Origin of the sequence: Rahnella aceris (genome assembly GCF_011684115.1) — a bacterium.
In the GTDB taxonomy this organism is placed as follows: domain Bacteria; phylum Pseudomonadota; class Gammaproteobacteria; order Enterobacterales; family Enterobacteriaceae; genus Rahnella; species Rahnella aceris.
This window is the reverse complement of sequence record NZ_JAADJV010000005.1, coordinates 112099-125345: the sequence shown is the minus strand read 5'-3', so window position 1 is coordinate 125345 and position 13247 is coordinate 112099. Positions and strand designations below refer to the sequence as shown.

11 protein-coding genes and 1 riboswitch are annotated in these 13247 nt (G+C 53.7%); of the genes, 6 read left to right on the top strand and 5 right to left on the bottom strand.

What is annotated here, in order from left to right:
• Positions 1 to 55 precede the first annotated feature (55 nt).
• The 4 genes from GW591_RS20845 (at position 56) to yjeH (ending at position 7127) form a co-directional block, all read left to right on the top strand.
• Positions 56 to 1363, top strand: a complete 1308-nt coding sequence (locus GW591_RS20845; RefSeq protein WP_166861334.1) for a CYTH domain-containing protein — start codon at positions 56 to 58, stop codon at positions 1361 to 1363.
• Between the two features lie 57 nt (positions 1364 to 1420).
• Complete coding sequence (gene glnE / locus GW591_RS20840; protein ID WP_166861332.1) at positions 1421 to 4258, top strand: bifunctional [glutamate--ammonia ligase]-adenylyl-L-tyrosine phosphorylase/[glutamate--ammonia-ligase] adenylyltransferase; 2838 nt, start codon at positions 1421 to 1423, stop codon at positions 4256 to 4258.
• Between the two features lie 87 nt (positions 4259 to 4345).
• Positions 4346 to 5773 (top strand): bifunctional D-glycero-beta-D-manno-heptose-7-phosphate kinase/D-glycero-beta-D-manno-heptose 1-phosphate adenylyltransferase HldE, encoded by a 1428-nt coding sequence (hldE, locus tag GW591_RS20835; RefSeq protein ID WP_037034176.1) that lies wholly within the window; start codon positions 4346 to 4348, stop codon positions 5771 to 5773.
• Positions 5774 to 5876: 103 nt separating this feature from the next.
• Entirely contained in the window at positions 5877 to 7127 is a 1251-nt protein-coding gene (yjeH, locus tag GW591_RS20830; RefSeq protein ID WP_166861330.1) for an L-methionine/branched-chain amino acid transporter, read from the top strand.
• A 65-nt stretch (positions 7128 to 7192) separates the two neighbouring features.
• On the opposite strand, the gene ubiK is transcribed toward yjeH, so the two are convergent.
• Positions 7193 to 7465 (bottom strand): ubiquinone biosynthesis accessory factor UbiK, encoded by a 273-nt coding sequence (gene ubiK, locus GW591_RS20825; RefSeq protein WP_015695854.1) that lies wholly within the window; start codon positions 7463 to 7465, stop codon positions 7193 to 7195.
• Between the two features lie 132 nt (positions 7466 to 7597).
• Positions 7598 to 7773: riboswitch (FMN riboswitch) on the top strand.
• A 133-nt stretch (positions 7774 to 7906) separates the two neighbouring features.
• On the opposite strand from ubiK, the gene ribB reads away from it, so the two are divergent.
• The gene (gene ribB / locus GW591_RS20820) at positions 7907 to 8560 is read left to right on the top strand and encodes a 3,4-dihydroxy-2-butanone-4-phosphate synthase (protein ID WP_013573958.1); all 654 of its coding nucleotides are present in this window, start codon (positions 7907 to 7909) and stop codon (positions 8558 to 8560) included.
• Positions 8561 to 8591: 31 nt separating this feature from the next.
• On the opposite strand, the gene GW591_RS20815 is transcribed toward ribB, so the two are convergent.
• Entirely contained in the window at positions 8592 to 8798 is a 207-nt protein-coding gene (locus tag GW591_RS20815) for an ABC transporter ATP-binding protein (protein WP_225444973.1), read from the bottom strand.
• Between the two features lies 1 nt (position 8799).
• Here GW591_RS20815 and ygiD point away from each other — a divergent pair, with 1 nt between their 5' ends.
• Positions 8800 to 9588 carry a 4,5-DOPA-extradiol-dioxygenase gene (gene ygiD / locus GW591_RS20810; protein ID WP_166861361.1) on the top strand — a complete coding sequence of 263 codons (789 nt, stop codon included), beginning with the start codon at positions 8800 to 8802 and terminating at the stop codon, positions 9586 to 9588.
• 52 nt (positions 9589 to 9640) lie between these two features.
• Here the strand turns inward: ygiD and GW591_RS20805 are convergent, their stop codons facing one another.
• The 3 genes from GW591_RS20805 to tolC all read right to left on the bottom strand — a co-directional run bounded on the left by GW591_RS20805 (position 9641) and on the right by tolC (position 13168).
• Positions 9641 to 10801 carry a glutathionylspermidine synthase family protein gene (locus GW591_RS20805; RefSeq protein WP_013573961.1) on the bottom strand — a complete coding sequence of 387 codons (1161 nt, stop codon included), beginning with the start codon at positions 10799 to 10801 and terminating at the stop codon, positions 9641 to 9643.
• A gap of 9 nt (positions 10802 to 10810) precedes the next feature.
• Positions 10811 to 11482, bottom strand: coding sequence for a DUF1190 family protein (locus GW591_RS20800; protein ID WP_013573962.1), 672 nt, complete (start codon positions 11480 to 11482; stop codon positions 10811 to 10813).
• A gap of 186 nt (positions 11483 to 11668) precedes the next feature.
• On the bottom strand, positions 11669 to 13168 hold the full coding sequence (tolC, locus tag GW591_RS20795; protein ID WP_269147796.1) for an outer membrane channel protein TolC: 1500 nt from the start codon (positions 13166 to 13168) through the stop codon (positions 11669 to 11671).
• Positions 13169 to 13247: the final 79 nt, after the last annotated feature.

The window sequence follows — 13247 nt, the reverse complement described above, 5'->3', positions numbered from 1 at the left end:
TTGGCAGCGACGCGTTAATCCCTTTTGGCAGCAAAGAATCGGTGTGAAGACTCATATGACCGTAGAAATAGAATTAAAATTTATCGCCACCCCGGCCGCAATCGCCGAATTACCTTCGCAACTCGCTGGTTTTAACAGCGAGCACACCGCGCCTTCGAAACTGACCAACATCTATTTTGAGACTGCGGAAAACTATTTACGTTCGCATGACATGGGTCTGCGGATCCGTGGTTTTGACGATCAGTATGAAATGACCATCAAAATCGGTGGCAAAGTGGTGGGGGGTTTACATCAGCGCCCTGAATACAACGTTGAGCTGAAAAAGCCGGTGTTGAAACTGAGCGCGTTCCCGAAAGATATCTGGCCGGAAGGGTGCAAACCCGCTGCATTGCAGAAAGAACTCGCTCCGCTCTTCCGCACGGATTTCACCCGCGAGAAGTGGGTGATCACTTACGGCGAAAGCGAGATTGAACTTGGGTTAGATCAGGGCGAAGTGGTGGCTGGCGAATTAAACGAACCACTGGCTGAAATTGAACTTGAGCTGAAAAAAGGTAACACCGCTGATTTACTGGCGCTGGCGGCTGAAATTGGCGCGCACGGCGGCTTGCGGCAGGGTGGTTTCAGCAAGGCGGCTCGTGGTTATCATCTTGCAAAGGGCAATCCTGCCCGTGACATCAAACCGCTGCCGGTGTTTAAAGCGAAACCGAAAGCTACGGTTGAGCAGGCTATGTCTGCGATGTTCGAACTGGCGCTGGATCACTGGCAATATCATGAAGAATTGTGGGTTCGCGGCGACAAAACTGCGCGCCTGACTGTGTTGCAGGCCGTGGAAACGGTGCGTCAGGTTCTGGTGCTGTTCGGCGGACTCGTGCCGCGTAAAGCCTCTTCTGAGCTGCGTACCTTACTTACTGATCTGGTGCCGGTTCTGGAACAGAAATCGGCGGATGCACAGGAAATCTGTTACAGCGCGGCATATCTGAAATGCAAGTTAGTGCTTACTTCCTGGCTGGCAACATCAGGCTGGGCGCCGTTTATTGATGATAAATCTGCGAAAAAAATGGACGGTTCCTTCAAGCGCTTTGCTGACATCATGCTCGGCCGCACTGCCGCCGATCTGAAAGAAGCCTTTGCACAGCCGCTGACGGAAGAAGGTTATCGTGACCAACTGGCGCGCCTTAAACGCCAGATCATTACCTTCCATTTGCTGGCCGGTGCTTACCCTGAAAAAGACGTTGCCGCGTATATTGCCGGCTGGGCCGATCTGCAACAGGCCATCGTTCAGCAGCAACACGCCTGGGAGGATTCGGCCCGTTCTCACGCGGTGATGATGGATGCTTTCTGGTTAAACGGACAACCTCGTTAATTGACTGATAAGCCTGGGCAAATTGCCCGGGCTTTTTTTTGCAAGGAATCTGACTTCATGTTGCCACTTTCTTCTGTTTTGCAAAGCCATGCGCAGAGTTTGCTTGAACGCTGGCGTGAACATCCTGAAAACCTGCCCCTTCCCGATGATGCGCAACTGGCCGTGCTGAGCAGCAGTGAATTCGTAACGGACAGTTTGCTGGCTTTTCCGCAGTGGTGGCATGAAATTGACCAAAATCCCCCTCAGGCGCAGGAGTGGCAACTTTACCGCCAGTGGCTGGAGGAATCGCTGACACAGGTGGCTGACGAAGCCGGGCTGATGAAAGCGTTACGTTTGTTTCGTCGTCGCATTCTGACCCGCATTGCGTGGTCGCAGTCCGCGCAAACCAGTGAAGCGAAAGACACGCTTCACCAGTTGAGTGAACTGGCGGAATTATTGATTGTCAGCGCCCGCGGCTGGCTTTACGACGCTTGCTGTCGCGAGTTTGGTACGCCGGTCAATGCTGCTGGCGAACCGCAAAGAATGCTGATCCTCGGGATGGGTAAACTGGGCGGCGGCGAGCTGAATTTCTCCTCGGATATCGATCTGATTTTTGCTTATCCGGAAAATGGTCAGACCCGCGGCGGGCGGCGTGAACTGGATAATGCGCAGTTTTTCACCCGTCTCGGCCAGCGGCTGATCAAAGTGCTGGATCAGCCCACTATCGACGGTTTTGTATATCGCGTGGACATGCGTTTGCGCCCGTTCGGCGACAGCGGCCCGCTGGTGATGAGCTTCCCGGCACTGGAGGATTATTATCAGGAACAGGGGCGTGACTGGGAGCGTTACGCGATGGTGAAAGCGCGTCTGATGGGCGGCGCGGAGGACATCAGCAGTCAGGAATTGCGCAAAATGCTGATGCCATTTGTCTTCCGCCGTTATATCGATTTCAGTGTGATCCAGTCCCTGCGTAACATGAAAGGCATGATCGCTCGTGAAGTTCGCCGCCGGGGTCTGAAAGACAACATCAAACTCGGCGCAGGCGGTATCCGTGAGATTGAATTTATCGTGCAGGTATTCCAGCTGATCCGTGGCGGGCGCGAACCGGCATTGCAGCAGCGTGCGTTGCTGCCAACGCTTCAGGCGCTGGAAAATCTGGGGCTGTTGCCGGTAGAACAGGTGTTGCAGTTGCGTAACAGCTATCTGTTCCTGCGCCGTCTGGAAAATCTGTTGCAGGCAATAGCGGACGAGCAAACACAAACCTTACCGTCAGATGAACTGAATCAGGCACGTCTGGCGTGGGGGATGAATTATGCCGGCTGGCCGCAGCTTCTGGATGCAGTGAATGCTCACATGCAGGCCGTGCGCTCGGTGTTTAACGAGCTGATTGGTGATGACACGCCAGATGCTGAAGATGATGTGCAACTCTCCCAGTTCAGCAGTTTATGGATTGATGCGCTTGAGCCTGCCGAACTGGCGCCACTGGTGCCGCAACTTGACGAAAACGCGCAACGGCATGTTTTATATCAGATTGCCGATTTCCGCCGTGATGTAGATAAACGCACGATCGGGCCGCGTGGCCGCGACCAGCTGGATTTGCTGATGCCGCGTTTGCTGGCGCAGGTCTGCACCTATAAAAATGCCGATGTGACGTTACAGCGCCTGATGCAGTTGCTGCTCAATATCGTCACACGTACGACGTATATCGAGCTGCTGGTGGAATACCCCGGTGCGCTCAAACAGTTAATCCGCCTGTGCGCCGCTTCACCGATGGTCGCGAGCCAACTCGCCCGCCATCCTTTATTGCTTGATGAACTGCTCGACACACGCACGCTTTACCAGCCGGTGGAGCCGGGTGAGTACCGCGACGAACTGCGCCAGTATCTGATGCGGGTGCCGACGGAAGACGAAGAACAACAGCTTGAGGCGGTACGTCAGTTTAAGCAGGCACAGCATCTGCGCATCGCAGCCGGGGATATTTCCGGCGCATTGCCGGTGATGAAAGTCAGTGACCATTTAACCTACCTTGCGGAGGCCATTCTCGACGTTGTGGTGCAACAGGCGTGGGAACAGATGGTCGTAAAATACGGTCAGCCAGCGCATCTTCAGCACCGTGAAGGGCGCGGTTTTGCCGTGGTCGGTTACGGAAAACTCGGTGGCTGGGAGCTGGGTTACAGCTCGGATCTGGATCTGGTCTTCCTGCTCGACTGTGCGCCGGAGGTAATGACCGATGGCGAACGCAGCATCGACGGGCGTCAGTTTTATCTGCGGCTGGCGCAGCGCATCATGCATTTATTCAGCACCCGTACGTCGTCAGGTATTCTTTATGAGGTTGACCCGCGTCTGCGACCTTCCGGTGCCTCCGGCATGCTGGTCAGCACCATCGAAGCTTTTGCCGATTATCAGGCCAATGAAGCCTGGACATGGGAGCATCAGGCGCTGGTTCGCGCGCGCGTGGTTTACGGTGATCCGCAACTGACGCAGCAATTTAATGCCACGCGTCGCGACATTCTTTGCCGCCAGCGCGATGGTGAAGGACTGCGTAAGGAGGTCCGTGAAATGCGCGAGAAAATGTATGCCCATCTGGGCAGTAAAAAAGCCGACGAGTTCGATCTGAAAGCGGATCCGGGTGGCATTACGGATATTGAATTCATTGCACAATATCTGGTTCTGCGTTTCGCGCATGATGAGCCGAAGCTGACGCGCTGGTCCGATAATGTGAGGATTTTTGAGCTGATGGCGCAACACGACATCATGCCGGAAGAAGAGGCTCGAAATCTGACGCAGGCTTATGTCACGCTGCGCGATGAAATTCATCACCTCGCTTTGCAGGAGCACAGCGGGAAAGTGGCCGCAGACAGTTTTGCGGCGGAGCGCGCGCAAATCCGCGCCAGCTGGGCGAACTGGCTGGGCTGAGGGTTTTTATTCGGGTAACAGGCGCTTGTGATATTATCCGGCGCATTGTGTTTACCCGATTTGATTTATCTGTTTTGGAGTCTTGGGATGAAAGTGACTTTGCCTGATTTTCACCGCGCGGGTGTGCTGGTTGTCGGTGACGTAATGTTAGACCGCTACTGGTATGGCCCGACCAATCGTATTTCACCGGAAGCGCCGGTGCCGGTGGTGAAGGTCAATACCATCGAGGAACGTCCTGGCGGCGCGGCAAACGTGGCGATGAACATTTCGTCTCTCGGTGCTTCTTCGCGTCTGATCGGTCTGACCGGCGTTGACGATGCCGCCCGTGCCCTGAGTGAGCGTCTGGCGGAAGTGAAAGTAAACTGCGATTTCGTGGCGTTATCCACGCATCCGACCATCACTAAGCTGCGTATATTGTCCCGTAACCAGCAACTGATCCGCCTCGACTTTGAAGAAGGTTTTGAAGGTGTTGATCTCCAGCCGATGCTGACCAAAATCGAACAAGCTTTACCACAAAGTGGCGCACTGGTGCTGTCAGACTACGCCAAAGGTGCACTGACTGAAGTGCAGAAAATGATCCAGCTGGCGAGAAAAGCTGGCGTACCGGTGCTGGTTGATCCTAAAGGATCTGATTTCGAACGTTACCGTGGTGCGACTTTACTGACACCAAATCTGTCCGAATTCGAAGCCGTTGTCGGTCGTTGCAAAAACGAAGATGAAATTGTCGCCCGTGGTATGCAACTGATCGCTGATTTCGAACTTTCCGCGCTTCTGGTCACCCGTTCTGAACACGGCATGACCTTGTTACAGCCAGGCAAAGCGCCATTCCATATGCCAACGCAGGCGCAGGAAGTGTATGACGTGACCGGTGCCGGTGACACGGTGATCGGTACGCTGGCCGCTGCGCTGGCCGCCGGTAATACGCTGGAAGAATCCTGCTTCCTGGCGAACGCCGCCGCCGGTGTGGTGGTGGGTAAACTCGGCACCTCAACCGTTTCGCCGGTTGAACTGGAAAATGCGATCGGCGGGCGTTCAGACGTTGGTTTTGGCGTGATGAACGAAGAACAGCTAAAAGCCGCCGTGGCGATGGCGCGTCAGCGCGGCGAGAAAGTCGTAATGACCAACGGCATCTTTGACATTCTGCATGCCGGACACGTTTCTTACCTGGCAAACGCCCGCAAACTGGGCGACCGTCTGATTGTCGCCGTTAACAGCGATGCTTCGACCAAACGCCTGAAAGGCGAAACCCGTCCCGTAAACGCGCTGCAAAACCGCATGATCGTGCTGGGCGCACTGGGTGCCGTGGACTGGGTGGTTTCTTTTGATGAAGACACGCCGCAGCGTTTGATCGCCGGGATCTTGCCTGATCTGCTGGTGAAAGGTGGCGACTATAAGCCTGAGCAAATCGCCGGTTGTCAGGAAGTCTGGGCGAATGGCGGCGAAGTCCGTGTGCTGAATTTTGAAGATGGTTTGTCCACTACCAAAATCATCAATCAGATCAAAGCGCAGGACTGATTTCCTCGGCGAAGATCATGTTATCTGCACTGAAGGGCTTATCTGATAAGCCCTTTTCTTTTTGATTTTTCAATCAATAACGCAAAACGGAAGTGGCTCTGTTGTGAGCGGATTAAAACAGGAACTGAGTCTGGCGCAGGGCGTCGGGCTGCTTTCAACCTCATTACTGGGGACTGGTGTCTTTGCGGTGCCTGCACTGGCGGCTCAGCTGGCACAAAACGACAGCCTGTGGGCGTGGCCGGTGCTGATCCTGCTGGTGTTTCCGATAGCCATCGGGTTTGCTGCGCTTGGGCGGCATTTCCCCAGCGCGGGCGGTGCAGCGCATTTTGTCGGCAAAGCTTTCGGGCCGCATATGGCGCGGGTCACCGGTTGGTTATTCCTGTCAGTTATTCCGGTCGGATTGCCCGCCGCATTGCATATTGCTGCCGGTTTCTGGCAGGCCGCCTTTGGCTGGAGCAGCATAAACCTGCTGCTGGTGCAGTTGGGTACGCTGTTTGTTATCTGGTTCCTCGGCACACGCAGTGCCGGGTCCAGTGCCAATATTCAAACGCTAATCGCTTGTCTGGTGATCGCGCTGGTGGTGGCAATCTGGTGGAAAGGGGATATTTCTCTGCCTGAAATTCCGCTGCCTTCGGTGCGTGACGTCTCACCATCGAACCTGTTTGACGCGCTGGCGGTGATGTTTTGGTGTTTTGTCGGACTTGAGGCTTTCGCGCATCTGGCGACCGAATTCCGTCATCCGGAACGGGATTTCCCGCGCGCGTTGTTGATCGGCATGCTGGTGGCTGGTGCCGTTTACTGGGGATGTACGGTAGCGGTGCTGAAATTCCATGCCTGGGGAGAAGGGCGGGAAGCAGGCGCATCATTGCCGGGTATCGTCGTGCAGCTCTTCGGACAAAAAGCGTTGTGGATCGCCTGCATTATTGGCTATCTGGCGTGTTTTGCCAGCGTGAATATTTATACCCAGAGTTTCGCCCGGCTGGTGTGGTCACAGGCTCAGCTCAAGCCGCAAAGTAAACTCGCACAGCTTTCCGCTCAGCAAGTGCCGGTGCCCGCGCTGAATTTAGTGGTGGGCTGCTGCGCGTTGTTTACGTTACTGATTTACTGGCTGCACCTGCCGCTCGGCGCGCTAATCACTTACGGCAATGGGATTTTCATCCTGATTTATCTGTTATGTATGCTGGCGGGGATCCGGATCCTGGCAGGACGCTCGAAATGGATGGCGATGCTGGGCGCTGTATTGTGCTGCGGATTGCTGGCGATGGTCGGCTGGAAAGCGCTGTATGCAGTCGTGGTGTTTGCAGGATTGTGGCTGTTATTGCCACGCGCCACAACGGTACTTCATGTACGGTAACGCCGATTTCGCACAGCAAAAAGGCCTGCTGAGCAGGCCTTTTCTGATGATATCATTCGCAATAATCAGGCCGGATCTTGCGGCTTTTCCGCTTCAGTCAGCTTGCCTTCCAGCGCAGCAAGACGTTGTTCCAGTACAGCCAGTTTTTCACGGGTACGCAGTAAAACCTGGGTCTGAACGTCAAACTCTTCGCGATTGACTAAATCCATGCGGCTGAACTGCGCCTGCAATACCTGACGGATTTTCTTTTCGGCATCTTCACCAAACTCACGGATCCCTTTAGGCATAGATTCGTGAACCTGGCGGGCAATTTGTTCAATTTTTTTCGGGTCAATCATGTTATTTCCTTTTCTCGAAGGAGGTGCTTTTCCTTAGTGTAATCGCTGATGCTGTTTCTATAAACCTTCAGGGGCACTAATTGGACAAACCACAGGATTGCTCTGCTCATTTATTGGCGCTATAGTTGTTTTGCTTATTCTCAGGGCGGGGTGAAAGTCCCCACCGGCGGTAAACCACGGAATATCGGAAGGATCATAATCCCTTCCATGTGGAAGCCCGCGAGCGCTCAATCCTTCGGGGTTAGAGGTCAGCAGATCCGGTGTAATTCCGGGGCCGACGGTTAAAGTCCGGATGGGAGAGAGTAACGATTCAAGCCGGGCAAATATTGCCCGCTGCGTTATTTTTTATAACTGTAGCACGCCATCTGGCGGCTGCAGCTAGCCTCCTCAAGACGCCCTGATTCTGGTAATCCACATACAGAACATGAGGTTATTTTTACCATGAATCAGACCCTACTTTCCGAATTCGGTACATCAGCTGAACGCGTTGAGCGTGCTATTGACGCCATGCGTAACGGCGTGGGTGTGTTGGTGCTGGATGACGAAGATCGTGAAAACGAAGGCGATTTAATCTTTGCCGCTGAAAACATGACCGTTGAGCAAATGGCACTGACCATTCGCCACGGCAGCGGTATTGTTTGCCTGACCATGAACGAAGACAGCCGTAAAAAGCTGGATTTACCAATGATGGTTGAGAACAACTCCAGCCCGTTCCAGACGCCATTTACCGTGACTATTGAAGCGGTTGAAGGTGTGACTACCGGTGTTTCTGCTGCCGACCGTATCACCACTATTCGTGCAGCCATTAAAGATGGCGCGAAACCTTCTGACCTGAATCGTCCGGGGCATATCTTCCCGCTGCGCGCGCAGGCCGGTGGTGTGCTGTCCCGAGGCGGTCACACTGAAGCGTCGGTTGATCTGGCGACGCTGGCAGGCCTGAAGCCTTTCGGCGTGCTGTGTGAACTGACTAATGACGACGGCAGTATGGCGCATGCGCCTGAAGTTATTGTCTTTGCCCGTCGGCATAATATGCCGGTAGTGACCATCGCCGATCTGGTGGCCTATCGTCAGGCGCAGACCCGTCAGGCAAGCTAAGTAACGGGTTGTGCGTAACAGAAAAGGCCGCTTATGCGGCCTTTTTGCTTTTTATTGCCAAAATGGGTCTTTGCAAAATAGACTCCTTCTGCCTTCTTTGATTTTTTTCATCAAATTTATTGAATATCTCCTTCATGGTTATCCGGCTGTCAGCGGTAATCAAAAAGAGTACCGTATGGTCATCACGCGGCAGGTGACTCACTGGCTGCTCTCTTTTATCTTGCGGTAAGGAATTCATGATGACGACTCAACGTATGCCCGCACTTTTCTTAGGCCACGGCAGCCCGATGAACGTGCTGGAGGACAATATGTATACCCGTGCCTGGCATGCGCTGGGCGAAACATTACCGCGTCCAAAAGCGATTCTGGCCGTGTCAGCGCACTGGTTCACGCGCGGCACTGCAGTAACGGCAATGGAGAATCCGCGCACCATTCATGACTTTGGAGGGTTCCCGCAGGCGCTTTTTGATAAGCGCTATCCGGCACCCGGTTCACCGGCGCTGGCAAAACGTGTTCAGGAATTACTCAGCCCGGTGAATGTGATTTCCGATACCCACGAGTGGGGCTTCGACCACGGTACCTGGGGTGTGCTGATCAAGATGTATCCTGACGCGGATATTCCGGTGATCCAGCTGAGCATTGATGGCACGCAACCCACTGAATTCCATTATGAATTAGGCAAGAAGCTCGCGGCTTTACGTGACGAAGGGGTAATGATTGTCGCCAGCGGTAACGTAGTCCACAACCTGCGGATGGTAAAATGGGACGGTAACGCCGAAGCTTATCCGTGGGCGACATCTTTCGAGACATATGTGAAAGATAATCTGAACTGGAAAGGTGAGGCGAAAGATCATCCTCTGGTGAAATTTATGGAGCACGAAGGCGGCGCGTTATCCAATCCGTCTCCGGATCACTATCTGCCATTACTGTACGTTTTAGGGGCGTGGGATGGTGCTGAGCCAATCACGCAGCCAACGGACGGGATCGTAATGGGATCGCTTTCGATGCTTTCCGTTCAGGTAGGTTAATTTGGCGAATAAAAAGGATAATGAATTTATTCATTATCCTTTTTTAGTTTTTTTATCCGACAATAGTATGCGGATAGAAACGTGACAGATCCTGGGTGATCAGTGCTTTATCTTCGCGGATGCCGATCCCGCAAGGTTGATCGTTGACCAGCCAGCTGCCGATCAGCGTGTAACTGCCTTCAAACACCGGCAGCGGATGGAACTGCTGCACGATCATGCCTTCCGCGCCATACGGGCCATCAACGCGGGCCACTTCCTGGCCTTTCTCGATGACTTTAATGTTCGCGCCTTCGCGGGAAAACAGCGGCTTCACCACGTAGTGATCCAGTTCCGGATGCGGGTCTTCGGCAAAATAAGCCGGTAACAGATTCGGGTGATCCGGGAACATTTCCCACAACAGCGGTAACAAGGCTTTATTCGACAGAATGGCTTTCCAGGCCGGTTCCAGCCAGCGAACACCGGCATCTTCCAGTTTGGTCGCGAAGACTTCGCGGAACATGAATTCCCACGGATACAGCTTGAACAGATTCGAAATCACCTGATCCTGCGTATCGGTGAATTGTCCGCGTTCTCCCAGCCCGATTTCCTCGATAAACAGGAATTCGCTGGCCAGTTCTGCTTCCAGCGCGCAGTCCTGCAAATATTGCACCGTACCGCGATCTTCTTCAGTGTCCTGACAGCAGGCGATGTGCAGCAACGAGAAACCATGCTGATTTTTCAGCTCGGCAAAACGCTCAATCAGCTTTTCCTGCAGACTGTTGTACTGATCAGCGTCTTGCGACAAATTGCCTGCAGCTATCTGATCTTCAAGCCATAGCCACTGGAAGAAAGCGGCTTCATACAAAGACGTCGGCGTATCGGCGTTATTTTCCAGCAGCTTCGGCGGATTGACGCCGTCATAGGCCAGATCCAGACGTGAATACAGCGAAGGCTGTTGCGTGCGCCATGAACTGCGGACAAATTCCCAGACATGTTTTGGGATCTGGAATTTCGCCATCAGTTTGTCGTCATTCACCACGCGCTCAACGACCTTCAGGCACATCTGATGAATCTCCGCCGTCGCGTCTTCGATCTCTTCGATCTGCGCCAGCGTGAACTGGTAATAAGCATCTTCACACCAGTAGGGTTCGCCATACATGGTGTGGAAGTTGAAGCCAAACTCCGTGGCTTTTTCGCGCCAGTCCGGGCGCTCGTTAATGGCTAAACGTTTCATCAGAGTCTCTTAGCCACCCATGCTGCGGCCAGGGCTGCGTGACGTGGCAGAAGAGCTGCGTTGCATCGACGTTTGTTTTGCCACGCTGTCGCCAAAACCGCCACGGGTGATGGTGTTGGTCACGGCAGGTTTAGGGGCCATCGCCGTTCTCGGAACGTTCATGGTCCGGCCGCCCGCAGTTGCCGGGCCGTAGTTTTTACCGGTCGCATCGACGAATTTACCGTTCGCCGGGCTGGCCGGGTTTTTTGAGCTGAATAATGGCTGTTGCGCGTAACCGCCACCGCTCATCATGCGGCCCATCATGTAACCTGCCATCAGCGGCATCCACATGCTGCCACCGCTGCTCTGGTTTTCAGCCGTCGCGACGCCAGACTGTGCCGGAGCCTGAGTACACTGGCCTTCGCCGAATTCAGCGATACAGTCTTCGCGGCTGGCATATTTTGGTGCGGTTTTAGCCGCTTCCTGTTTCGCTGCATCATACGCTGCGACACATTGCGCGCTGCCGGAAGGATTGGCTTTCGAGCAGTCATCAGCGTTCTGATACAGAGAAACGGTTTCGTCGGTTTTCTCGCAGCCGGCCAGCATAAAGACTGCGCTGACTGCCAGAGCGACAGGAGTGATTCGAGAGCTACGCCATGATTTACGGAAGGTAGCCAGGTTAACGCGTTGTGTCCGTTTCATCGTTCTTATCCCATGTGTAGGGCTTTTTTGCCCTTTCCCAGTAGGGCCTAAGAATAGGGGAAAGCGGCTGATTGTTAAAGCAGCGACAGGCAATTGTTACGAGACTTTACAGAGCGGCGTGACACAGGCAAAAAAAAGCAGCCTTTTCAGGCTGCCTTAGTCGAAACGCAGGGAAACTTTTCCGTATCAGTTCTGGAAAGGATTGCCGCTTTTCTTCGGTGTGGTCGTTGCTGTGGATGCGCTGGCTTGTTGAACGCGTGGTGCAGGTGCAGCCGCGGTTTTGTTGCCGTAACCGTCTGCAGCGGCATCCTGATCTGGCGTTTCTGGCGCAACCTGATCGGGGGCTGTCGGAACAGGTTTACCCAAAGCACCGTTCAGTGCCAGCAGGTCGCTTTCGTTCAGCGTACCCAGCGCTGATTTAATGTTCAGCTGATTAATCAGGTACGTGTAACGTGCGCTGGAAAGTTGTTGTTTGGCGTTGTACAGCGTGGTGGTGGCATCCAGCACATCAACGATGGTACGGGTACCGACCTGGTAACCGGCTTCCATCGCATCTAAAGAACTCTGTGCAGAAACAACGGCTTGTTTATAGGCGTTGATGCTGCTGATCGAGGCAGAGATGTTGTTGAAGGAAGACCGAACGGTTTGCACGACGCTGCGGTGTGCGCTTTCAAGCTGTTCGCTGGCACCCACGAAATTATACTGCGCCTGTTTCACCTGAGAGGTGACAGAACCGCCGCTGTACAATGGCAGGGAGAAGCTCAGACCAATTTTGTTCTGGCCTGCGTCAGCATCCTGATAGCTTGAAGAACCGCCGGTTTTGTCGCCGTGGTATTTGGTATTGCTGATGCCGGTAGAGGCCGTCAGATCAACCGTTGGCATGTGGCCGGTTTCCGCATAGCGGATTTGCTCACGTGCCAGATCCTGTGACAGACGCGCAGACAGCAAGCTCAGGTTACGACTTTCTGCTTCTTTCAACAGCGTGGCGACCGGTTGCGGACGCGTGGTGTTGAAGTTGTCGACATTCAGGGAAGACAGTTGCGGATAATACATACCGGTAACCTGACGCAGGGATTCCAGCGCGTTATCCAGGTTATTACGGGCAGTCACTTCGTTTGCCAATACGGTGTCGTATTGTGAACGGGCGTTCTGCACGTCGGTAATAGCCACCAGGCCCACGTTAAAACGTTGAGTGGTTTGATCCAACTGACGGTAAATAGCCTGTTTCTGCGCTTCGGTATACGAGAGTGAATCGATCGCACTCAGGACGTTGAAATAAGCCGTTGCGGAATTCAGGATCAGTGATTGTTGATCAGTCTGATAAGACACATCCTGAATACCGGCAGTTTTTTCCTGCAGCGTCAGGGCGCGCCATTTTGACATATCAAAGATGGTCTGCGTTAATTGCAGGCTGGCGCTGCCAACATCGCTGTTAACGCCATTCGCATCACGGTAGCCATTGGTATAATTGTAATCCGCACCTAATCCGAGTTGCGGTAATAAAGGACTGCGGCTTTCGTTAATTTTTTCGAATGCAGCATCCCGGTCAGCAGCAGATTTGCGCAGGTCCGGGTTACTTGTCCTGGCTTGCTGATAGACCTGCATCAGGTTTTCGGCCTGGCTTATCGTACTAAAGCCGCCCAGGCTGAGTCCGATGAGAAGGGGGAGCAGTTTCTTCATTTGCATTCCTTGTTGTGCAGCAATGTTGTTATGTATGGTGGCGCAGTCAAATTAACCAATAGACGCGGATTCTAGCAGAGTCAGG